20 protein-coding genes are annotated in these 22825 nt (G+C 68.1%); 6 read left to right on the forward strand and 14 right to left on the reverse strand.

Annotation, left to right across the window (positions count from 1 at the left end; translation table 11 throughout):
• Positions 1-9: 9 nt before the first annotated feature.
• The 8 genes from CETAM_RS07215 to aspS all read right to left on the reverse strand — a co-directional run bounded on the left by CETAM_RS07215 (position 10) and on the right by aspS (position 10297).
• The gene (locus CETAM_RS07215; protein ID WP_197085684.1) at positions 10-468 is read right to left on the reverse strand and encodes a prepilin peptidase; all 459 of its coding nucleotides are present in this window, start codon (positions 466-468) and stop codon (positions 10-12) included.
• Positions 469-478: 10 nt separating this feature from the next.
• Positions 479-1321, reverse strand: coding sequence for a shikimate dehydrogenase (locus tag CETAM_RS07220; RefSeq protein WP_156228240.1), 843 nt, complete (start codon positions 1319-1321; stop codon positions 479-481).
• Positions 1318-2508: an endolytic transglycosylase MltG gene (gene mltG, locus CETAM_RS07225; protein ID WP_231587384.1), complete on the reverse strand. Its 1191-nt coding sequence runs from the start codon at positions 2506-2508 to the stop codon at positions 1318-1320. The genes CETAM_RS07220 and mltG overlap by 4 nt, the downstream gene beginning before the upstream one ends.
• Positions 2505-3014, reverse strand: a complete 510-nt coding sequence (gene ruvX, locus CETAM_RS07230) for a Holliday junction resolvase RuvX (RefSeq protein WP_156228241.1) — start codon at positions 3012-3014, stop codon at positions 2505-2507. Before ruvX ends, mltG begins: the two co-directional genes overlap by 4 nt.
• A gap of 117 nt (positions 3015-3131) precedes the next feature.
• Positions 3132-5798: an alanine--tRNA ligase gene (alaS, locus tag CETAM_RS07235; RefSeq protein ID WP_156228242.1), complete on the reverse strand. Its 2667-nt coding sequence runs from the start codon at positions 5796-5798 to the stop codon at positions 3132-3134.
• 70 nt (positions 5799-5868) lie between these two features.
• The gene (locus tag CETAM_RS07240; protein WP_231587386.1) at positions 5869-7227 is read right to left on the reverse strand and encodes a replication-associated recombination protein A; all 1359 of its coding nucleotides are present in this window, start codon (positions 7225-7227) and stop codon (positions 5869-5871) included.
• Between the two features lie 9 nt (positions 7228-7236).
• The gene (locus CETAM_RS07245) at positions 7237-8460 is read right to left on the reverse strand and encodes a phosphotransferase family protein (RefSeq protein WP_156229424.1); all 1224 of its coding nucleotides are present in this window, start codon (positions 8458-8460) and stop codon (positions 7237-7239) included.
• Between the two features lie 25 nt (positions 8461-8485).
• Positions 8486-10297, reverse strand: a complete 1812-nt coding sequence (gene aspS, locus CETAM_RS07250) for an aspartate--tRNA ligase (RefSeq protein WP_156228243.1) — start codon at positions 10295-10297, stop codon at positions 8486-8488.
• Between the two features lie 137 nt (positions 10298-10434).
• Here aspS and ypfJ point away from each other — a divergent pair, with 137 nt between their 5' ends.
• A complete protein-coding gene (ypfJ, locus tag CETAM_RS07255) occupies positions 10435-11319 on the forward strand; it encodes a KPN_02809 family neutral zinc metallopeptidase (RefSeq protein WP_156228244.1) in 885 nt (294 codons plus the stop codon).
• 128 nt (positions 11320-11447) lie between these two features.
• Here ypfJ and CETAM_RS14020 read toward each other — a convergent pair whose 3' ends face one another.
• From CETAM_RS14020 to CETAM_RS07275, 4 genes are all read right to left on the reverse strand, one after another.
• On the reverse strand, positions 11448-11666 hold the full coding sequence (locus tag CETAM_RS14020; protein ID WP_156228245.1) for an integrase core domain-containing protein: 219 nt from the start codon (positions 11664-11666) through the stop codon (positions 11448-11450).
• A gap of 58 nt (positions 11667-11724) precedes the next feature.
• The gene (locus CETAM_RS07265; RefSeq protein WP_156228246.1) at positions 11725-12216 is read right to left on the reverse strand and encodes a Gmad2 immunoglobulin-like domain-containing protein; all 492 of its coding nucleotides are present in this window, start codon (positions 12214-12216) and stop codon (positions 11725-11727) included.
• 316 nt (positions 12217-12532) lie between these two features.
• Positions 12533-13147 (reverse strand): malonic semialdehyde reductase, encoded by a 615-nt coding sequence (locus CETAM_RS07270; RefSeq protein ID WP_156228247.1) that lies wholly within the window; start codon positions 13145-13147, stop codon positions 12533-12535.
• Positions 13148-13202: 55 nt separating this feature from the next.
• Positions 13203-15833 (reverse strand): DEAD/DEAH box helicase, encoded by a 2631-nt coding sequence (locus CETAM_RS07275; RefSeq protein ID WP_156228248.1) that lies wholly within the window; start codon positions 15831-15833, stop codon positions 13203-13205.
• 30 nt (positions 15834-15863) lie between these two features.
• Between CETAM_RS07275 and CETAM_RS07280 the strand changes: the two genes are divergently transcribed.
• The 5 genes from CETAM_RS07280 (at position 15864) to CETAM_RS07300 (ending at position 20418) form a co-directional block, all read left to right on the forward strand.
• Positions 15864-16598, forward strand: a complete 735-nt coding sequence (locus tag CETAM_RS07280) for a CBS domain-containing protein (protein WP_231587387.1) — start codon at positions 15864-15866, stop codon at positions 16596-16598.
• A 70-nt stretch (positions 16599-16668) separates the two neighbouring features.
• Positions 16669-17784: an LLM class flavin-dependent oxidoreductase gene (locus CETAM_RS07285; RefSeq protein ID WP_156228250.1), complete on the forward strand. Its 1116-nt coding sequence runs from the start codon at positions 16669-16671 to the stop codon at positions 17782-17784.
• A gap of 4 nt (positions 17785-17788) precedes the next feature.
• Complete coding sequence (locus tag CETAM_RS07290; RefSeq protein ID WP_156228251.1) at positions 17789-18451, forward strand: FMN reductase; 663 nt, start codon at positions 17789-17791, stop codon at positions 18449-18451.
• Positions 18452-18473: 22 nt separating this feature from the next.
• The gene (locus CETAM_RS07295; protein ID WP_156228252.1) at positions 18474-19832 is read left to right on the forward strand and encodes an L-serine ammonia-lyase; all 1359 of its coding nucleotides are present in this window, start codon (positions 18474-18476) and stop codon (positions 19830-19832) included.
• A 13-nt stretch (positions 19833-19845) separates the two neighbouring features.
• Positions 19846-20418 carry a transglutaminase-like domain-containing protein gene (locus CETAM_RS07300; protein WP_156228253.1) on the forward strand — a complete coding sequence of 191 codons (573 nt, stop codon included), beginning with the start codon at positions 19846-19848 and terminating at the stop codon, positions 20416-20418.
• Here CETAM_RS07300 and CETAM_RS07305 read toward each other — a convergent pair.
• The gene (locus CETAM_RS07305) at positions 20415-22094 is read right to left on the reverse strand and encodes a glycerol-3-phosphate dehydrogenase/oxidase (protein WP_231587389.1); all 1680 of its coding nucleotides are present in this window, start codon (positions 22092-22094) and stop codon (positions 20415-20417) included. The genes CETAM_RS07300 and CETAM_RS07305 overlap by 4 nt on opposite strands.
• Entirely contained in the window at positions 22091-22819 is a 729-nt protein-coding gene (gene mtnC, locus CETAM_RS07310) for an acireductone synthase (protein ID WP_156228255.1), read from the reverse strand. Before mtnC ends, CETAM_RS07305 begins: the two co-directional genes overlap by 4 nt.
• Positions 22820-22825: the final 6 nt, after the last annotated feature.

A 22825-nucleotide genomic window follows, 5' to 3' on the forward strand; every position in this document is an offset into this window, starting at 1 on the left:
GCCATTGTCTCACGTGGGGCTGCCGGGTGATGTCAAGACTCCCTGACATGCCCCGAGAAAGACCACCAGACCCGTCCCCACCAGCATCGATGGCCCGTGGGGCACCACCGTCCCCCGCTGCGCGACACCTCGGACGACCGTCACGGCGCTCGCCGTGACCGCCGCCGCGAGGACACCTCCACCGCCGCCTGCGGCGGCCGCGAGCACCCCGAGGCTCAGTGCCAGCTTGATGTCGCCGCCCCCTGTCCCGCGGCTGACCACCCCACCGATGAGATACACCCCGGACCAGCCCAACCCGCCCAGGAGGAGCGCAGGCTCAGTCAGCAGTGCCCCCAGCGCGGCGCCGAGGGCCGCGGGCAGGGTGAGACGGTCCGGGAGGCGGCACCGTGTTTCGTCGTGAAGCACGAGCAGGACCACCCACCAGACGACGATGATGACCGCTCCCCCGAGCGGCAGAATCCCCCACACCCGTGGGACGCTACCCCAGGGACGCCTCGAGTGCGCGGCGCATGACCTCCCGGGGCGCGGGGCGACCGGTGAACTGCTCGAACTGGCCGTAGGCCTGGTGCGCGAGCATGACATGCCCGCCGACGGTGAGGTAACCGTTGGCGGCGGCCGCCACCGTCAGCGGGGTCGGCCACGGCTCGTAGATGACGTCGAGGATCGGGGCGTGCGCGAGCGACTGCTCATGGCCCTCGACGGCCGCGGAGGGCACGGTGGAGACGATGACGTCCGCCTTCTGCGCCGCAGCGGCCAGGTCGGAATCGAAACCGGTGAAGCGGAACGTCACGCCGAGGGGTTCGAGCAGCGGCGCCAGTTCCCGGCTGCGGTCGGAGCGGTTGACCACCGTGATGTCGGTGATCCCGGTATGCGCCAGTGCCCACAAGGCGGGGCGTGCCGTGCCACCGCCGCCGATGACCACGGCGCGGCGGGCCTCGGTGATCCGCTCACCGAGCAGCTCGCCCAGCGCGCCGGCGATCCCGTCGCAGTCGGTGTTGTCGGCCCGCCATCCGGCCTCGGTGCGCACGAGGGTGTTGGCCGAGCCGATCTGCCGCGCACGGTCGGTGACCTCGTCGGCGAACTCCAGGGCGGCGAACTTGGCGGGCATGGTCACCGAGAAACCGACGTACTCCTCCCCTGCCTCCCCGACGACGGTGGGCAGCTCCTCGGCGGTGCACTCGATGCGCGAGTACTCCCAGTCATTCATACCCAGCGCCTCATAACCCGCGTTGTGCAGGATGGGCGAGCGGGAATGCCCGATCGGGGAACCGAGCACCGCCGCGCGGTGGCGGATGTCGGGGATTTCCAGGGGGTGGCTCATCGGTTGGTGTCCAGGACCCCGGACTCGAGCGCCTGGTTCACGTCGGCCAGGTGCTCCTCGAAGGTGTCGTTGAAGACCGTGGTGCCGTCGCGGTCGACGGTGACGAAGAACAGCCAGTTACCCTCGGCAGGGTTCTCCATCGCCTCGATCGCCTCGATCGACGCCGCCGCGATCGGGGTCTCCGGCAGTCCGTCCATGGCGTAGGTGTTCCACGGGGTGACCTGGGCGCGGTCCTCGTCGGTGGTGGCGATCTCGACGTCGGTGAGTCCGTAGTTGACGGTGGAGTCGAACTCCAGACGCATCGGCTCATCCAGACGGTTGAGGATCACCCGGGCGACCTTGTCGAAGTCGCCCGCCGGCGCCTCACGCTCGACCAGGGACGCCGCGGTGAGCAGCTCGTAGGGGGTCAGCCCCAGGGCACGGGCCCGGTCGACGATGCCGGTGTCCTCGTACTGCTTCGCGGAACGGGTGACCAGGTCGGTGATGATCTCCTCGGCGTCCAGCTCCGGGTTGACCACATACCGGCCGGGGACGATGAGGCCCTCGAGTCGCTTGGGGTCTTCACCGCGCGCCGCGACGGCCTCGAGAGCCCACTCCGGCACACCGAGGGCGGCCGGATCTGCGGTGGCCCCGACTCGCTGCAGGTCCTGTGTGCTGATGCAGTTGGAGGATCCCTCGGTGCAGGTGACCTGCGAGATCTGGGTGTAGACGCCGGGGCGGTTGGCGCCGCCGACGACCTGGACGTCCAGAAGGGTGGAACCACCGTGAATGTCCAGCAGTTCGACCAGGTTGCCCGGATCCAGCAGTGCCTGGACCGCGGCCGCGGCGCTCATCTCACTCTGCAGACGGTAGAAGCCCGGCTGGATGTTGGCTGCGTTGGGGTTGTTCGCTGCGGCGGTCTGGAAGGCCGCGTCAGTCATCACCACGCCGCGCTCCTCCAGCTCCGGGCCGAGCTGCGACACCGAGGATCCCTCGGGCACCTCGACGAGCTGGTAGACGCCGTTGCCACTGCCCTGGTAATCACGCGCGTTGACCGTGGGGTCCTCCCCGGAGATCTGGACGCCAATGTAGATGACCGCACCGATGATGAGGATCAGCGAGGCGATGAGGACCGCGAGTCCGCGTTGGCGACGTTTCACGAACTGCGGCTCCATCCTGCGCGAGGACCTCTGGGACTGTGTTCTCATGGGTGCAGCTCCTGGTTGTTGGCGGCCCGGGCGTCGAGCCAGGACTGGAGGATCTCCACGGCGGCCGCCTGGTCGATGAACTTGCGACCGGCTTTCTCGGAGACCCCGGACGCGCGCAGCGCAGCGGTGGCAGCCACGGTGGTCAGCCGCTCGTCGGCCATCCGTACCGGGACGGACCTGCCGGCACCGACCAGCCGGCGGTTGATGCGGAAGGCTATCTCCTTCGCATGCTTCACGCTCGTCGAACCGTGCCCTTTGAGGTTCCGGGGCAGACCGACGACGATCTCGACTGCGTCGTACTCGTCGATGATCTCCAGCAGGCGGTCGATGTCCGCTTTGTCGCGGTCCTTGAAGCCGGTCTCCCTGGCGACGGTCTCCAGCGGAGTCGCGAGCTTCGCGTCCCTGTCGGAAACAGCCACCCCTATGCGCACGGTTCCTACGTCGAGGCCGACGCGACGCCCGTTGCCGGGGTCGTCGGCGCCGGGCTTATCCGGTGTTACCAGCATGGTGCGTCGGTGACCTTTCGTCGCGTCGGTGGGGATACACGGTTTTCAGCGGTGCTCTCAAGGTATCGGGGATCACATCCGGTTGATGACATGACCCCCGGCGTGTCCCGAATTGTCCTAGAGTCCCGCCAGTTCCTCGCGGACGGCGCGGAAACCGGCCTCGAGGCCGTCGGCATTCGTGCCGGAGCCCTGCGCCATGTCGGGCTTTCCGCCACCCCGGCCATCGACGTAACCGGACAGCAGCTTGACCAGGTCACCGGACTTCACACCCAGCTCCACGGCCTCCTTTGTGGCACCGACGATGAAAGGCAGCTTCCCGTCGTCGGCGGAGGCCAGCACCACCACACCCGGCTTACCTGACAGTCGGCCACGCAGATCGGTGGCCGCGGTGCGCAGATCGCCGCCGGACACACCGTCCGGCAGGCGGTGGGTGAGGACGGTGAACTTACCCACCTCGGTGGCCTGGCTGACCAGCTCGCCGGTCTGGGAAACCAGCTGCTGACGGTGCAGGTTCGCGATCTCCTTTTCGGCTGCCCTGAGCTTCTCCGTGAGCTGCGCGATACGGTCCGGCAGCTCGTCGGTCGGAGACTTCAGGGAAGCGGCCACACCGGAGGCCAGTGCGGCCTCCTTGGACAGGAACTTGAAGGAGTCCATGCCTGAGTAGGCCTCGATGCGACGTGCTCCGGATCCGACGGATGATTCACCCAGCACCGCGACGGGGCCGATCTGGGAGGAGTAGTCCACGTGGGTGCCACCACACAGCTCGATGGAGAACGGGCCGCCGATCTCGACGACACGGACGTCGGAACCGTAGTTCTCGCCGAACAGCGCCATCGCGCCCATCTTCTTGGCCTGATCGAGAGTGGTCTCGATGGTGTTGACCGGCAGGTTCGAGTCCACGGCCTGGTTGGTGATCAGCGCGATCTCCTCCAGCTGGGCCGGCGCGAGCTGTTCGGTGTAGTTGAAGTCGAAGCGCAGGTAGCCCGGGCGGTTGAGCGAACCGGCCTGCACGGCGGTCGGGCCGAGGACCTGGCGCAGCGCTGCGTGGATGAGGTGGGTGGCGGTGTGTGCCTGGGTGGCGCCGTGACGCCAGTCCGAATCAACCTCCACGCGGACCGCCTGTCCCAGGTCGAGTCCACCGGAGACGACCTTCGCCTTGTGCACCCACAGCCGCTTGGCGATCTTCTGCACGTCCGTGACGTCGAGCACCGTGCCGTCGGTGACGATGCGGCCGCGGTCACCCATCTGGCCACCGGCCTCGGCGTACATCGGGGACACGTCGAGGATGACCTCGACCTCGTCGCCCTCGCGCGCCTGGGTGACGGACATGCCGTCGGCGACCAGGCCGATGATCTTCGCGTCGGCGCTGAGCTCGGAGAAACCGATGAACTCGGTCGGGCTGTTGTCCACCCACTCGCGGTAGACGGACTCGTCGGCGTGGCCGTGCTTCTTGGCCACGTTGTCGGCCTTCGCGCGGGCGCGCTGCTCACTCATGGCGGCCTCGAAGCCCGCGACGTCAACCTCGAGACCGGCTTCGGCGGCCATCTCGAGGGTGAGATCGATGGGGAAGCCGTAGGTGTCGTGCAGGGTGAAGGCCTCCTCGCCGGAGAAGATCTCCGCCCCGCTCCCGCGGGTCTTGGCTGCTGCGTCATCGAAGCGGTGGGTGCCCGACTCCAGGGTCTTGAGGAAGGCACGCTCCTCGGTGACCGCCACGCGGCTGATGCGCTCGCGGTTCTCGGCGATCTCCGGGTAGGACGGGGTCATGGTGTCCATGATCACGGCCATGAACTGCTCGAGGGTTTCACCGGTGGCGCCGAGCAGGCGGGCCGACCGGACGATACGGCGGAGCAGGCGACGCAGGATGTAGCCGCGGCCCTCGTTGGCGGGGGTCACGCCGTCAAGAATCAGCATCATGCCGGTGCGCGAGTGGTCGGCGATGACGCGGAAGCGGACGTCGGCGGCGTGCTCGGCGCCGTACTTCGTGCCGGTGACCTTTTCCGCGGCGTCGATGACCGGACGCAGCAGGTCGGTCTCGTAGACGTTGTCCACGCCCTGGAGGATCGCTGCGACGCGCTCGACGCCCATGCCGGTGTCAATGTTCTTCTTCGGCAGGTCACCGAGGATCTCGAAGGAGTCCTTGCCGGTGCCCTCGCCGCGCTCCTTCTCCATGAAGACCAGGTTCCAGATCTCCAGGTAGCGGGTGTCGTCGACAGCCGGGCCGCCCTCCTGGCCATGCTCGGGGCCACGATCGTAGTAGATCTCCGAGCAGGGGCCGCAGGGGCCGGGCACGCCCATGGACCAGTAGTTGTCTGCCATGCCGAGGCGCTGGATACGCGACGCGGGGACGCCGATCTCCTTCTCCCAGATCTCGGCCGCCTCGTCGTCGTCGAGGTAGACGGTCACCCAGAGGCGCTCGGGATCGAGGCCGTAGCCGCCGTCCGCCACCGGGTTGGTCAGCAGGTCCCAGGCGTGGCGGATGGCGCCCTGCTTGAAGTAGGCGCCGAAGGAGAAGTTTCCGGCCATCTGGAAGAAGGTGTTGTGACGGGTGGTGACGCCGACCTCCTCGATGTCCAGGGTGCGCACGCACTTCTGGATGGAGGTGGCGGTGCCGTTGGGGTACGGCGGGTTCTGCTGGCCGAGGAAGTAGGGCTTGAACGGAACCATGCCCGCGTTGACGAACAGCAGGTCCGGGTCCTCGAGAATGAGGGACGCACTGGGCACGGCGGTATGGCCGGCCTTGACGAAGTGGTCGGTGAAACGCTCCCGGATCTCATGGGTCTGCACGGCAGTGGTCCTCGCTTCTGACAGATTGTTGTCTGGGTCGGGGTACCACTCTACTCGCCAACGTCAAGTACTACGTCTTCCCCCGGACGATCCTGCGCAGACGGCCGATGTAGTCGCGGATCCGCTTCTCCGCGCCGTGGTCGGTGGGCTCGTAGTACACGGCGTCGCCGAGCTGTTCCGGCAGGTACTGCTGCGTGACCACTCCGCGGGGGTCATCGTGCGGATACACGTAGCCCACGGCGTTACCGAGCTGCTTCGCCCCCTCATAGTGGCCGTCACGCAGGTGCGCGGGCACGTGCCCGATCTTTCCCTCGCGGACATCCTGCTGGGCGGCGTTGATCGCGTTGTAGACCGCGTTCGATTTCGGTGCGGTGGCGAGGTGGACGGTGGCCTGGGCGAGAGTGAGCCGGGCCTCGGGCATGCCGATCAGCGCCACCGCCTGGGCCGCGGCGACCGCGGTCTGCAGTGCGGAGGGGTCCGCCATCCCGATGTCCTCGCTGGCGTGGATGACCAGGCGTCGGGCGATGAAGCGGGGGTCCTCCCCTGCCTCGAGCATGCGGGCGAGATAATGGAGAGCGGCATCGACGTCCGAACCACGGATCGACTTGATGAAGGCGCTGACCACGTCGTAGTGCTGGTCGCCGTCGCGGTCATAGCGGACCACCGCCCGGTTGATGTTCCGGCGGATCACCTCGACGGTGATGGCCTCCCCTTCGGCGACGGCCTCAGCGGCGGCCTCCAGGTAGGTGAGGGCCCGGCGGGCGTCCCCGCCGGCGAGCAGCACGAGTTGGTCGAGCGCCTCATCCTCCGCGGTGACCCGCCCTGCCAGGCCGCGGTCGTCCACCAGGGCACGGCTGAGGACGTCGCGCACGGCGGCGGGGTCAAGCGGCATGAGCTGCAGCAGCAGCGAACGGGACAGCAGGGGCGCGACGACGGAGAAGGAGGGGTTCTCGGTGGTGGCGGCCACGAGGAGGACGGTGCGGTTCTCCACGGCCCCGAGCAACGCATCCTGCTGGGTCTTCGAGAAGCGGTGCACCTCATCGATGAACAGGACGGTGCGCTGCCCCTGGATGAGGTCACGGCGGGCGCGGTCGATGACCTCGCGGACCTGTTTGACCCCCGAGTTGAGCGCCGAGAGACCGACGAAGTTCTGATTCGTCGCCGTGGAGATCAACGACGCGATCGTCGTCTTACCCGTACCTGGCGGGCCGTACAGGATGACCGACGCCTCCCCGGATCCCTCCACGAGGCGTCGTAACGGACGGCCCGGGCCCAGCAGATGCTCCTGACCGGCGATCTCCTCCAGGGTCCGCGGCCGCATGCGGGCGGCCAGCGGGGCATGATCACCGACGCGGAAGAAATCGGACCCGTGGAGACGTTCCGGGCCGTCCTGCGGCTCCGGAGTCCCGAACAACGTGTCCTGGCTCAACGACTTCCCCTAACGGTTCGGCGGCGCAGGTTCCGCGACCCGGTCGGCGATCCCCTGGCTGAACGCCGCAATGACCCCGTAGGACGGATCGGTGCCGCGGGCGGCATAGCGGGCGAGGGCCTCGAAGGTCTCGAAGAGATCCCGGCGCACCATGATCTCCTCCACGGTGAACGGGCCGTGGGAGGCGGGGCGCAGCAGGTCGCTGACCCCCTCGATACGGCTCGGGTCGAGCTCGTCCTCCCCCTCATACAGCATCGACATCGCCGCGGACACCGAACCGAAGTGCAGCAGTGCCACGCTGGCCAGTGCCCATCCCAGCAGTGCGGCCATGATGCGGGAGTGCAGGTGGACCTCGTTGTTCACGTTCGGCCATATCCTGTTGACCTCATGTGTCCAGGCTTCGACGAACACGTCGGCCTCGTCATCGGAGATCGGGTGGCTGAACAGGAACTGCGGGAAGCCCGCGATGACGCATGCCAGGTCGAAGCTGACGTCACGGAAACCCGCCCACTCGTAGTCGAGGAAGTGGGTGCTCTCGGCGACGATGATGTTGTCCGGCGAAAGATCAAAGGGGGTGAATGCCCGGTGACGGGCGCTGAGCAGACGGTTCCGCCCCTCAGCCGCGAACTCGCTGACCAGATCCGGGATCTCGATATCGGCCTTGCGCAGCAGGTCCTCCCCCACGTGGATGGACTGGAGCAGCGCGCTGTCGCGGAGCTCCTGGAGTTCCAGAGACCCGGGGTGGTTGCGCAGCATGCGCTTGAACAGGGTATTGAAGTCCTGCTCCCGCTGTGCCGTGCCGGCGTGCATGCGCCCCAGGGCGCTGCCCAGGTTGCGGAGGATGGCCACCCGACGTTCCGGATCCTCCAGCTGCAGGAGATCGGCGAAGGTGTCACCGTCGCCGGAATCACTCAGCACCATGATCCGCTTCCCGACGTCATGCGCCAGCAGCACCGGTCCCGGGCGAACCTCCTCGCTGAGCGAGGTGGTGAACTGGTAGGAGACGATCTCACGGACGAGGGCGGCGTCATCGATCGGGTCGCCGGTCTCGGGGACGTACTTGAGGATGACGGAGCGCTGCTGCAGGAACGGCGACGGGGCAACACGTGCGCGGAGTACCACGGAGGTGCCGGAACCTCCGAGCTCCGCGACCTCGGTCAGCTCCTGCGTACCCCCGAACCGCTTCGAGAGCAGCTCCTCGGCGGTATCAACGATGTCGGCGTTCTTGAGCAGTGTCATAGTGTCCGTCAGGCCTTGACTAGTCGGCCTGTTCCCCCTTCTTCTCGGTCTTCTTCTCCGGCTTGGCGTCGATGCCGGCCTCCTTGCGCTGCTGCGCGGTGATCGGGGCCGGGGCCTCGGTCAACGGGTCGACTCCGCCACCCGACTTCGGGAAGGCGATGACGTCACGGATGGAGTCGAAACCACCGAGCAGGGACACGATGCGGTCCCAACCGAAGGCGATGCCACCGTGCGGCGGGGCGCCGTAGGCGAAGGCGTCGAGCAGGAAGCCGAACTTCTCCTGCGCCTCCTCCCCGGAGATGCCCATGACCTTGAACACGCGCTCCTGAACGTCGCGCTGGTGGATACGGATGGAACCGCCACCGATCTCGTTGCCGTTGCAGACGATGTCGTAGGCGTAGGCGTTGGCCTCAGCCGGGTTCTGGTCGAAAGTCTCGAGGAACTCCGGCTTCGGGGAGGTGAAGGCGTGGTGGACGGCGGTCCAGGCGGAGCTGCCCAGAGCCACGTCACCGGAGGCGGTGGCGTCGGCGGCGGGCTCGAACATCGGGGCATCGACGACCCAGGTGAAGGCCCAGTCGCCCTCCTTGATCAGACCGAGCTTGTCGGCGATCTCACCGCGCGCGGCACCCAGCAGGGCCCGCGAGGACCTGGTGTCACCGGCGGCGAAGAAGATGCAGTCGCCCGGCTCGGCGCCGACGTGCTCGGCGATGGTCGCGCGCTCGGCCTCGGTGATGTTCTTGGCCACCGGGCCACCCAGCTCGCTGTCCTCGCCGACGAGGATGTAGGCCAGGCCCCTGGCGCCACGCTGCTTGGCCCACTCCTGCCAGGCGTCGAGCTGACGACGCGGCTGCGAAGCGCCACCCGCCATCACGACTGCGCCGACGTATTCGTTCTGGAACACCCGGAAGCCGGTGTCCTTGAAGAACTCCGTGCATTCGGTGATCTCGATGTCGAAACGCAGGTCCGGCTTGTCGGAGCCGAAGCGGCGCATGGACTCCGCGTAGGTGATGCGCGGGATCGGGGTGGTGATCTCGTGGCCGATCAGCTTCCACAGCTCGACCAGGATCTCCTCGGCCAGGGCAATCACGTCGTCCTGGTCGACGAAGCTCATCTCCACGTCCAGCTGGGTGAACTCCGGCTGGCGGTCCGCACGGAAGTCCTCATCCCGGTAGCAGCGGGCGATCTGGTAGTAACGCTCCATGCCCGCCACCATGAGCAGCTGCTTGAACAGCTGCGGGGACTGCGGCAGGGCGTAGAAGGAACCCGGCTTCAGACGCGCAGGCACCAGGAAGTCGCGGGCGCCCTCCGGGGTGGAGCGGGTCAGGGTCGGGGTCTCGATCTCGGTGAAGTCCTGCTTGTCCAGCACGCGGCGGGCCGCCTGGTTCGCCCTGGAACGCAGACGCAGCGCCTCCGACTGGCGGTCTCGGCGAAGGTCCAGGTAGCGGTACTTCAGGCGAATCTCCTCGCCCACCTCGCCGCCGCCCTGGGCGGTGTCGCCGATCTGGAAGGGAAGCGCGGCGGAGGTGTTGAGGACCTTCAGCTCGCTGACGTTGACCTCGATGTCACCGGACGCCAGGTTCGGGTTCTCCGAGCCTTCCGGGCGAGCCTCCACCACACCGGTGATCTGGACGCAGTACTCCGAGCGCAGGTCATGTGCACGCTCGGCGACGTCGGATTCACGGAACACGACCTGGGCCAGGCCCGAACGGTCACGCAGATCGATGAAGATGACGCCGCCGTGATCACGACGACGGGCCACCCAGCCCGTCAGCGTCACAATTTGGCCAGCGGTTTCTTTGCGGAGGTCACCCGCGAGGTGAGTGCGCAGCACGTTCGTTCTACGTCCTTCCAGGGTCGGTCACAGGGTCAACTGAGGACAGTCTCGTTCTCCGGAGGGAGTCTACCCCCCTGGAAAACTGACCGTCCCACTCCCCCGTCCGCATGTGTGATCTATGGCATGATCAGACCATGACATTCCGTAAAGACGCTGATATCAGCGGCCGCCGGAAAGCCACCACCGGCGGACGTGGCGGCAGGATTGCGGCGGGCGGCGGCCTGGGCTCGTTGCTGCTGGTGGGGCTGTTTCTCCTCATGGGCGGCAACCCCGGAGACATCGGCCAGGTCCTCGGGGGCGGCGACCAGGGCCAGCTCCCCGGCGGGCAGACCAGCAGCCTCGAGCACTGCCAGACGGCGGAGGACGGCAACACCCACGCCGACTGCCGGGTCGATTACACCGCCGGTGCGGTCGACCGGATGTGGGAGACAATGCTGCCCGAACAGGCCGGAATCGACTACGTCGCCCCGGGCCGCGTCGTCTTCCAGGACGCCACCCAGTCCGGCTGCGGAGCCGCCACCGCGGCCACCGGCCCGTTCTACTGCCCCGCCGACCAGTCGGCGTACTTCGACGTCTCCTTCTTCGACCAGCTCGACCGCCTCGGCGGCACGAACTCCCCGCTGGCGCAGATGTACATCGTCGCCCACGAGTTCGGCCATCACGTCCAGCAGCTCGAGGGAACCCTGTCCCTGTCGAACTACAACGACCCGGGCGCGGAGTCCAACGCGGTGAAGATCGAGCTGCAGGCCGACTGTTACGCCGGTATCTGGGTCTCCCACGCCGACAAGGGTGAGGGCGCCTGGCTCGAGCCGGTCACCCGCGAGCAGGTCACCTCCGCCATCGACACCGCCCGCGCGGTCGGCGACGACAACATCCAGCAGCGCTCCGGTGGCGATGTCCGCCCCGACCTGTGGACCCACGGTTCCTCTGAGCAGCGCCAGAACGCCTTCATCACCGGCTACAACGAGGGCACCATGGCCGCCTGCGACACCCTCGAGCGCGGGGTGTACCGCAGCTAGTTGTACTCGGTCAGCAGGTGTCAACCACCTGCTGACCGGGGGCCGGCCTCCCGGCGAACTGTGGGGCCGGTGGTTGCTGCAGAAGTCCGACCACTGATCCAGCGCCTCGGTACGGTGTGATTTCTCTCCTACGGTCGACGGTGGGCCCATCCCTCCTGCAGGGTGCGGTTGAACCGCTCGACTGTGCCGTTCTGCCACGGACGCCTCGGGCTGATCAACCCCTGCCCGGCCCCAACCGGGCAAGCTGGGCCTGGAAATCCCCCACGGGTCAGCCCATTCCCATCAGGCGGTACCTCGGCGCAGGCCAGTCGGGAATGTGTCAGGACCCGGGTTGTGTGGAGGGTCATTTTCTGTTGATCAGACCGCTTCGGCCTGTAGCCCGCTGTGCAGCAGCACGCGCGGCACTCACTCCGCGCGTGGCACCCGGATCAGGTCACCGGGGTGGATCAGGTTGGGGTTGGTGATCGAGGGGTCCGCCGCTATCAGCCGGTGGTAGAGGCTGCCGTTACCGTAGTGCTGCTGCGCGATCTTCCACAAGGTCTCACCGCTTTTCACCACGTGTTCGAGGTAGGTGGTGTAGCCGGGCACGATCCGCGCCCCCAGGATGACCGGGACCACGACGCGGTCGCGGGGCGAGCCGTCCTTGGGTGAGGTGTGGAAGACCTCCACATAAGCCACGACATGGGTGAAGGCGGCGCCGGAGACATCCGCCGCTGTCTGGAACTGACCGTGACCGCCCGCGCCGTCGCCGGCCATGAAGTAACCGGTGACTTCGTCGTGTCCCTCCGTAATGACGTAGTTGTAGGCTGCCTCAAAAGCACCGCCCGCCACACCGGCGATCTGGATGGTATTGCCGACGATGTCGTAGGGCTGCGGCTGCTGGAGATGAATGCTCATGGTGGTTCCTCTCGAAGCACTGTGTGAAGCACTGTCTGGTCAAGGACGAGCCCGGTGCCGTGAAGCTCGTTGTCCGCGCCCCGCCTCCCTCAAGGCAACGGCGTGGGGCCATGAGCGGAAAGGCAAGTGAGACCACCATCACACAACGCCAGATACTGGTCAAGGCCCACGGGGTGGCGATCCCGGCCCCGTGACTGTGCCTGCGATGGCCGGTGTCCCGCACCCGGGACGGGGCCGGCACGCCTTCGATGGCGCAATGCACGACGGGCCCGCTCCCCGGGTAGGGAGCGGGCCCGATGTTTCAGGGAATCAGTTGTCAGAGGGTCTGGACGACCTCATCGAAGGCGAGGCGCGGCAGGCGGTCGAAGTGTGCGTTCTCGCCCGGCTTGCCCATGTTGATGGCGACCATCACGCGGTGACGGCCGTCCGGGAAGAACTCCTTGGACACTGCCTCGGCGTCGAAACCGGTCATGGGGCCGGCAGCGAGACCGGCGGCACGGATACCGATGATCGCGTAGCCGATCTGCAGGCCGGTGTTCAGCTCGGCCATGCCGGTACGTCCCTCTTCGTCGCCGGCGAACATGTCACGGGCGCCCTCGAAGTGCGGGAAGACCTTGGGGAGCTCATCGTGGAAGTCGACGTCGGCAGCGAGGAGGACGGTGGCCGGGGCACCCTCCGTCTTGGCGCGGTTGCCTTCGGCCATGTGCGGCAGAAGACGGGCCTTGGCCTCCGAGGAGCGGACGACGATGACGCGCAGCGGCTGGGTGTTCATCGCGGTCGGGGCCCACTTGACGAGGTCGAAGATTGCGTTGATCTGCTCGTCGGTCACCGGCTCATCAGTGAAGGTGTTGGCGGTGCGGGCCTCGCGGAACAGGATGTCCTGTGCTTCCGAGTCAATGACCAGCGGGTTTTTGCTATCAGTATCAGTCATATTAAGTAGAACTGTCGGACTGGTCACTTCATTCCCCTCTTTCCCGTGACCTCACTCACACCGCGTAGCCGAGCCGTTCCCGCTCCGCGGCGATGATCGCCTCCGCGATCTGCCCCTCGGTGACGTCGACCGCGTCGTGCACCCGGGCGGACTCACTGGGCCGGGCGTAGGCGTCGAAGAGCCGGGTCTTGCCCGCGAGCATGTCGAGCATGCGCTCATCGACGGTGTCGTCACCGATGAGCCGGTGGACCATGACGTTGGAGGTCTGCCCCATCCGGTGGGCGCGGGCGATGGCCTGGGCCTCGATGGACGGCTTCAGCTGGGGTTCCACCAGGATCACCACGGAAGCCGACTGGATGTTCAGGCCGGTCCCCCCGGCGGTGATCTGGGCGAGCAGGACGGATCCGGCGGGGGCGGAACCGAGGGTGTCGATAAGCGACTGGCGGACGGCCGGAGGTACGGCGCCGGACAGCCGTCCCACGACCCGGGCACCCAGGTCTGCCTCGAGCACGTCGAGGACGTCGAGAAAATAGGTGAAGATGAGCACGCGACGCCCGGCCTCCTCTGCGTCCCCGATGATCTCCCGGATGCGTTCGAGCTTGGCGGGAACTGCGTCCGGGGTGGTCATGGCGGCACGTCGCATGGCCATGAAGCTGCCCGCCCGGACGGTGGCGGCGTAGTGGGACTCGTCGGCCGGGGTGAGGTCGATCCAGTCGAGCTGTTCGAGCTTCTCGGGGAGTTCGTCCAGCACATCGGCCTGGTTGCGGCGCAGGTAGGCCGGGGCGATGCGCACCCGGAAGTCGGCGGCCGACATGCTCGACATGCCGTTGGTGATCAGCTGGGGAGCCACGAAGCCGACCAGTGTGGCGAACTCAGCCACGCGGTTCTCCAGCGGGGTGCCTGTGAGCAGGAGGACGTGGGAGGCGGCGTCGATGAGCGCCCGGACAGCGATGGTGCGCGCCGCGGAAGGGTTCTTGATCATGTGCGCCTCATCGACCACGAGGAGGTCGGGGGCGGGGACCCCGGTGGTGCGGGCCCCGTCGTAGGTGATGACGCAGATGCCGCCGGTGTCTGCCCAGGCCGCCACCGCCTCTTCCCGGTCGCCGCCGTGGGCGCGGTAGACGGGGAGGTCGGTGAAGCGGCGGGATTCGCGTTCCCAGTTGGTGACCACCGAGGCTGGACACACCACGAGGGTGCGGCGCTGCCCCTGCGCCGCCAGGTGTGCCGCCGCGGCCAGGGCCTGAACGGTTTTGCCCAGTCCCATGTCATCGCCCAGGACGACCTTCTCCTGCACCAGGGCGAAACGGGCGCCGAAGGACTGGTAGCCGCGCAGATGCAGGTCCGTGAGGTGGGTCTGGTCCAGGCGCAGGGAGCGGATGCGGTCGAGGACGTCGGCGGTGAGGTCGTCGCCGCCCTCCACCTCCAGGTCGAGCAGGGTGGCCAGCAGCGCCTGGTAGTGCGCGGGGCGGGAGAGGTAGTCGTCCCAGGTCTGCTCCCCCACGCTGATGGAGCCGGCCGGTTCCAGGATCTCCCGGTGGGCGTCGGCCCACGCGATGTCGTCGGTGAACTGCGCCCACCGTGCCGTCTCCCCGGTGAGCGCGACATCCCAGAGGCCGGGGGCGGCCGGCACCCACTCCGAGCAGGCCAGGATCCGACGGCGTCGGGCACGCTGAATCTCGTCGAGGTCGTTGATCCGGTCGAAATGCGCCAGCACCCGGACGAGTCCGGTGGCCGCGGCGGTGGGTGTGTCCCCGATGCCGGTGGTGTGGGTGGCCACGGCCTCCCGTCGCAGGGTCTCGGCGGCGGCCCTGAGCCGGCGGGCGGTCTGCGGGCCGATGCCGTGCACCTGGGTGAGCATGCCCGGGGGCGAGGCCAGCACGTCGGCCACGGTGTTCACCCCGATGGTGTCCAGGCCGGTGAAACGCAGTCTCTCACTGGTGGCGGTCCGTAGTGCATCGACGGGGAGCTGCCGCAGCAGGATCTGGGCGCGCTCGGCCGTCAACGCCGTGAGGAGCCGTTCTGCCCCGAGACGCAGGGCGGGTTCAGAGTTCGGGTCGTGCCGCAGCGCTCGGGCGCGGGCAAGGACCTCCGCCTGACGCGTCGCATCGTACTGCGTGAAGATCAGCCCCTGATGTTCGACTGCGTCCTCGAAGGCCCCACGGGCCGCCGCAATGAGGTGCTCAGGGGTGCCGTGGGAACCGGCCTGCAGGTGCACTCCCCTGGTCTGCAGCTGCGTGGCGGCACCGGCCACCGACAGGTGGCCGCGCACGTCCCGGTCGAGTGCCTGGAAGTCCGGTGCCTCGAGTCGGGAACGGAGGTCGGTGGCGGACTGCCGGGCCGCCGCCAGGCCCGGGCCGCCGAAGAGCCGGCCGAAGAAACCCGGCGCGGCGTGCTGCGCCTTGGCCCGGAGCGTGCCGACGACCGCCGCGGTCGCCAGATAGCTGCGGATCCTCTCCCGGGATTCCGGCAGGCGGTCGAGCTCCGCGTGGGCGTAGAGCCGCTCCGGCCAGTGGACCGCGCCGGGCGGGATGAGCCAGCCGGCGGCGTCCGGGAGCGGGGCTACGCCATGGAGCGCGGGAGCGGGGCGGGCGGCGTCGAGAAGCGGGGACAGGGAATGTGCACGGTCGAGCACGCCGTCTGCCTCCCGGAGCAGACCTGCCAGCTCGTCGCGGGTGAACTCGGCCATGGGGGACATTGTGTCACTACCCTGGAGGGGGTGAACGAGCAGACGCCCGCCAACCGAGCGATCCCTTTCCTGGCAGCCTTCAACGACATCGAGGCCTACCTCCGGGAGCTGTTGAACGCGAGGAAGTCCGATAATTTCCGCTGGATGGTCGATCTGGCGGTGCGCAAGCATCTGCTGTCGACCGAACATGCCGTGGAGCTCAAGGAGTTCGCCGATCTGCGTAACGCGATCACCCACGGGCTGTACACCGAGGACATGCGTCCGATCGCGGAGCCGCTCCCGGAGACCGTGACGGAGATCGAGCGCATCCGGGATCTGCTCCGCGATCCGCCGACCGCCCTCGGGGTGCTCGGGCATCACGAGGTATACGTCTTCGCCCCGGAAGACGACATCCGCGACGCGCTGCGCATCATCCGGAAGACGAAGATCTCCCAGTTCCCCATCTACGAGGGCGGCCGTTCCGTGGGGCTGCTCACCACCAACACCATCGCCCGGTGGGTGGCTGCCGATCTGGACGACAACGATCATCTTGACGCCCGCTCCATCGCCGAGGTCCTCGACTGGGCGGAGGAGAACGACCGTGCGGTGTTCCTCCCCCGGGATGTCCTGGCGCAGGAGGTCATCGACGCCCTGACCACACCGAGGAAGGACGGTTCCCTGCCGCGGGCGGGGATCCTCACGGAGCACGGTCACAAGGATCAGCGTCCGATCCGGGTGATCGGTGGCTCGGACATCGCGGCGCTTCTCGACGCCGTGGGAAACTGACACGCTTGACATGTTGTTGACATGTCACCTATGGTGATGGCATCAATTTAATGGACCAGGAGAAATCACCATGCAGTTCGGCATCTTCACCATCGGCGACGTCACCACCGACCCGACCAACGGCTCCACCCCCACCGAGGGTGAGCGCATCCACGCGATGACTCAGATGGCGCTGAAGGCCGAGGAGGTGGGCCTGGACGTCTTCGCCACCGGCGAGCACCACAACCCGCCGTTCGTCCCCTCCTCCCCGACCACGCACCTGGCCTACATCGCTGCGCAGACCACGACCCTCCAGCTCTCCACCGCCACCACGCTGATCACCACCAACGATCCGCTGAAGATCGCGGAGGACTATGCCTTCCTGCAGCACCTGTCCGGCGGCCGCGTCGACCTCATGATGGGTCGCGGCAACACCGGCCCGGTCTACCCGTGGTTCGGCAAAGACATCCGTCAGGGCATCCCGCTGGCCATCGAGAACTACCACCTCCTGCGCCGCCTGTGGCGCGAGCCGGTGGTCAACTGGCAGGGCCAGTTCCGCACCCCGCTGCAGGGGTACACCTCCACCCCGGCACCGCTTGACAACGTCCCGCCCTTCGTCTGGCACGGCTCCATCCGCTCCGTGCAGATCGCCGAGCAGGCCGCCTTCTACGGCGACGGCTTCTTCCACAACAACATCTTCTGGAACAAGGAGCACACGGCGAAGATGATCGACATCTACCGCCGCCGCTACGAGTCCTACGGACACGGCCGGGCGGACCAGGCCATCGTCGGCCTCGGCGGTCAGGTCTTCATCGGCGAGACCGAGCAGGCGGCCAAGGACACCTTCCGCCCCTACTTCGACAACGCGCCGGTCTACGGGCACGGACCCTCCCTGGAGGAGTTCACACACATGACGCCGCTGACCGTGGGCACGGTCGAGCAGGTCGTCGAGCGCACCATGGAGTTCGTCGACTGGGTCGGCGACTACCAGCGCCAGCTCTTCCTCATCGACCATGCCGGCCTGCCCCTGGAAATGGTCCTCGATCAGATCGAGATCCTGGGCACCCAGGTCGTGCCCGAGGTCCGCCGCCGCATGGAGGCACGCCGACCCGATCACGTGCCCTCCAACCCGCCGACCCACGCCTCGCTCAAGGCCGATCCGGACTCCCCGCACTTCAAGGTGCGTCCGGTCGAAGAGGAGGCCTAGGAACATGCGCACCCTCACCGTCGTCACCGCCGGCCTGTCGAATCCGTCGACCACCCGGCAGATCGCCGACCAGATCGCCGCAGCCACGTCCGCCGCCATCTCCGCGCGTGGTGAAAGCGCCCAGGTCCACGTCATCGAGCTGCGCGAACTGGTCAATGACCTCGGCTGCTCCCTGACCACCGGCATGTCCTCCACCGCCCTCGACGAGGTCAAGCAGCGGATCTCCGCCTCGGACGGACTCATCGTGGCCACCCCGGTGTTCAAGGCCAGCTACTCGGGACTGTTCAAGACCTTCTTCGACGTGCTCGACCAGGACGCCCTCAACGGGATGCCCACCATCATCGCCGCCACGGCGGGTACCGCCCGGCACTCCCTGGTGCTCGACCACGCCATCCGACCGCTGCTCACCTACATGCGCGCATTCGTCGTCCCCACCGGAGTCTTCGCCGCCACCGATGACTTCGGCTCCGATGAGGGCGCAGGACTCGACTCCCGCGTCAACCGCGCCGCCGGCGAACTGGCGGACCAGATGGTGGCGTCGGCGAGCGTCGGTGGCCTCGGTGGGGTCACTGCCGAAGGCCAGGGCCTGCGCCGTCGCACGGGCGTCGACCCGGTGGAGAACCTCACCCCGTTCTCCGCACTGCTCAAGGGGCATGACGGGGAGTAACTGACGGCGATACGCTGGTGCCATGACCATCAGCGTCGTCGACATGTTCAGCATCGGCATCGGGCCCTCGTCCTCCCACACGGTCGGCCCCATGCGGGCCGCAGCCACCTTCATCCGGGAGTTGGGCAGTTTTCCCGATCACGTGGACGTCACCCTGCGCGGCTCGCTGGCCTCCACCGGGCGAGGGCACGGCACCGACCGGGCTGTGCTCCTCGGCCTGGTCGGTTGGGACCCCACCACCGTGCCCACAGACGTCGACTCCGTACCCGAACTCGGGGTGCGTATCCCCGACGAGGGTTCCGTCACCGGCCCGTCCGGCACCGTCTCCTACCGGATCACCTGGGACCCCACCCCGGTCCCGGAACACCCGAACTGCGTCGTCTTCAGCGCGGACGGGACCACTGCGGAGTACTTCTCCGTCGGCGGCGGATTCATCCGCACCCGGGCGGAACTCAACACCCCGGCCGCCGGAAACGCGGGAGACGTGCCCCTGCCCTTCACCACCGCGGCCGAACTCCTGGCTCACTGCGCGCGGGAGAACCTCAGCTTCGCCGAGGTGACGGCCGCCAACGAAGCCGCCCTCCACGGCGACATCGGGCGGGTCGAGGCGCATCTCGACGCAGTGTGGGACGCGATGCGCGCCTGCGTCACCGCCGGCATCGCCACCCCCGGCCTGCTGCCCGGCGGGCTGGGAGTGATCCGTCGCGCGCCGGGCCTGTACGCGCAACTGACGGATCCTGACTCCGGCCCCAGGAAAGGCCGCGACGGACTGACCGCCATGGACTGGGTCAGCCTCTACGCCCTCGCGGTCAACGAGGAGAACGCCGCCGGCAGGAAGGTGGTCACCGCGCCGACGAACGGCGCCGCGGGAATCGTTCCGGCTGTCATGCACTACGCCCGCGACTACCTCGCCGACTTCACCCGTCAACGGGCCCGGGAGTTCCTCCTCACGGCCGGCGCGGTGGGCATCATCATCAAGGAGAACGCCTCGATCTCGGGCGCCGAGGTCGGTTGCCAGGGGGAGGTCGGCTCCGCTTCCGCGATGGCGGCCGCGGGTCTCTGCGCCCTCATCGGGGGCAGTCCCGCCCAGGTGGAGAACGCCGCGGAGATCGCCCTCGAGCACAACCTGGGGCTCACGTGCGACCCCGTCGGCGGACTGGTGCAGATCCCCTGCATCGAGCGCAACGCCATCGGCGCCGTCAAGGCGATCAATGCGGCCAGGCTCGCACGCCTGGGCACCGGCCTGCACCGGGTCACCCTGGACGAGGCCGTGCAGACCATGGCCGAGACCGGCCGCGACATGATGACCAAGTACAAGGAGACCTCCACCGGCGGGCTGGCGGTCAACCTCGGACTGCCTGTCAGCATCCCCGAGTGCTAGCTACCATGAGCCCATGCACCTCGACGCCGAGTTCCTCTCCCCCACGACGTTCATCGACGCCGACCACCCCGACATCATCGCCCTCGCCGCAGCGTTGGCGGGAGACACCCCGGCCGAGACCGTGCGCAACATCTTCGTCTTCGTCCGTGACCGCATCACCCACCCGGCGGATACCGGCGGCACCCACGTGGCGGTCTCCGCATCCGACGCCCTGAGGACCCGCGAGGGGTTGTCCTATGCTCAGGCACACCTGCTGGTCGCGCTTTACCGGGCCGCCGGCATCCCGGCCGCGCTACGCTATCAGCAGGTGCAGGCCGCGTCCGGGGCTCTCGTGCTCCGTGGCGTCGCCACGGTCTGGGCACCCGGACTCTCCGGGACCGGTGGGTTCCTGCTCGTCGATCCCCGTTACCCCGAGAACCATCCGCGCCACAGCGGGAACTTCTGGCAGACGCGTGCCCTGCAACCCCCCTTTGAGCGCAACCTGCCGATGATCCACACCGACGTCGCACCGGCGGTCGCCGGGATACTGACGCGGGCCACCGACGCCCAGTCGCTGCTGCGTGCCGGGGTGCCGGGCACCCTCTAGCTGAAGGCCTCGTCGATGACCCCGACGCGGGCGCTCTGCGCGCCCAGGTAGGCGTCGACCTCCGCCTGACGGCGGTCCGCCGACCAGCCCAGCAGCGGGGCGATGAGCCGGGCCACCCGGGAAGCGACGCGGGCGTCGACGAGCCCGAGGGTTCCCACGGTCAGCCGACGGTCGAGAACGTCCGCCAGCGTGCGGGCGGCCTCCGCGGTGACGGCGTACACCGCCTGGGCCGCGATGTCGGCGGACTCGCCCAGACGCGCCGCGAGGGTGCGGTCCGCGGCGACGAGTGCCAGCACCTTCTCATGATCAGTGCCGTAGAGGCGCGCGAGGTGGACGCGGGTGTCGCGGGGCAGACCTGCCTCGGGACGACGCGCCGCCGCCGCCTCGAAGGCGGCCCGGACGGTGTCGTAGTCCCCGAAGGAGGTGGACAGGCTGAGGCGACGCGAGTCGAAGGCGCGGGTGGGCGGAAGGTGCCGGTGGGAGGCCTCGATCACCGTGTCGATGACCTTCTCCCCCATCTTCCTGCCCGTCGTCCACTTGCCGCCGGAGACGGTAAAGAGGCCGGACAGGCCGTTGAGGGCGTGATCGCGGACGTCGAAACGCCGCGAGGAGGTGTAGGTGTCACTGCCGTCATCGATGAGCGGGCGCACCCCCACGATGGTGTCCAGGACGTCCTCGCGCACCAGCGGACGGGCCGAGACCGAGTCGAGGGTCTCCCGCAACAGAGTGATGTCCTCGACCGTGGTGTCCACCGAGTCCGCGTCTCCGTCGACGGGGGTGTCGGTCGGGCCGACCAGGGTGCGCCCCTGCCAGGGGTTGACCACGATGTGGCGGCCGTTACGTCCCCGGACGTACACGGCGTCCCGGTTACCAAGGTCGCGGGTGAACAGGTGGACGCCCTTCGCCTGTTTCACGCGTACGCCCGCATCCTCCGCGAGGTCCCCCAGCACGTCGGCGACCCAGGGGCCGGCGGCGTTGACGGTGACCGTCGCCTCCACGTTCTCCACGCTCCCGCTCAGGGTGTCGCGCACCTGCACGCCGCGGATCCGCTCGCCGGGACGCCCCAGCAGGCCGGTGACCTCTGCGTGGTTGACCGCCGTGCCGCCGTCGGCGACAAACGAGTTGAGGATCGCCAGCAGGAGGCGCTCCGGGTGGATGTTGAGGGTGTCGTCGTGGCGCCAGGCCCCGACCAGACCCTCCGGGTCAAGCCATGGCACCTGACCCAGCAGCTTCTTCCGGCCGATCCACCGGAAGCGCGGGGAACGGATGTCTCTGGGCACGCCGACGTTTCGCCGCAGTGCCATCGCCTCGTAGAGCGCCACGCCGGCACCGAGGACCGGGGCCGGCGGGGTGGACCAGTCATAGGCGGTGAGCAGGAAGCTGCGCGGCTGCACCAGGTGCGGGGCCGCCAGCCCGAGGTAGTGCCGTTCGGAGACGGACTCGGCGACCACCCCGAAGTCATACTGCTCCAGGTAGCGCAGGCCCCCGTGGATCGCCTTGGTGGTGGCGGCGGAGGTACCCGAGCCGTAGTCGTCCCGTTCGATGAGGATGGTACGCAGACCTCGTCCGGCGGCATGCCGGGCGACCTGGACGCCGGTGATGCCGCCGCCGATCACGGCGACGTCATAACGCTTCCTCAGGGGCGCCCCGAGGACACGTCCGTCGAAGACGCTCACCCCCAGACCACCTGGTCGAAGGAGGAGATCCGGGGGTGGTCGCCCACGCCGCGGTCATGGTACTGGTCGCCCTCGCGGCTCACGCCGACCGTTCCCCAGCCGTCCGTGCGGGCGCCGTCGAGCTCCTCGACGAGATCGGAGAAGAACAGCAGCCCGTCGGCGGGCACCCCGATGACGTCACGGATGGCGGCGTAGGAGGAGGACAGTTTCTTCGGGCCTGCGTTCTCGGTGTCGAAGTGCCCGCTGAACATCGGCAACAGGTCCCCCTCCGGGGAGTTCCCGAACCAGGAGGTCTGGGCGTTGACGGAACCGGAGGAGAAGATCTTCAGGTCGATGCCCTCCTCATGCCAGCGGCGGATCGCCGGGATGGAGTCCGGGAAGAAGTGCGAGGTCAGGTCGCCCCGGTGGAAACCGTCGGCCCAGATCAGACCCTGCAGGGTCTTGAGCGGGGTGCGCTTCTCGTCGTTGTCGAGCCACTCCTCCAGCTGTTCCACCAGCGTATCGACGTTCACGTGCGCCCCCAGCCCACCCTCCTCGATGATCTGGGTCCGCGCGCGGGCGACGTCCGGGTTGTCGCCGTGTTCCCGCAGCCAGGTGCCGAAACGCTCCCGGGAGTAGGGGTAGAGGGTGTCGTGGACGAACCAGGTCGAGGAGGTGGTGCCCTCGATGTCCAGGACGATCACGTCGGGGCGCGGCAGGGTCACGGTGGTGTCCGGGTTGCTCATCGGCGC

Origin of the sequence: Corynebacterium comes, from assembly GCF_009734405.1 — a bacterium.
In the GTDB taxonomy this organism is placed as follows: Bacteria; Actinomycetota; Actinomycetes; order Mycobacteriales; family Mycobacteriaceae; genus Corynebacterium; species Corynebacterium comes.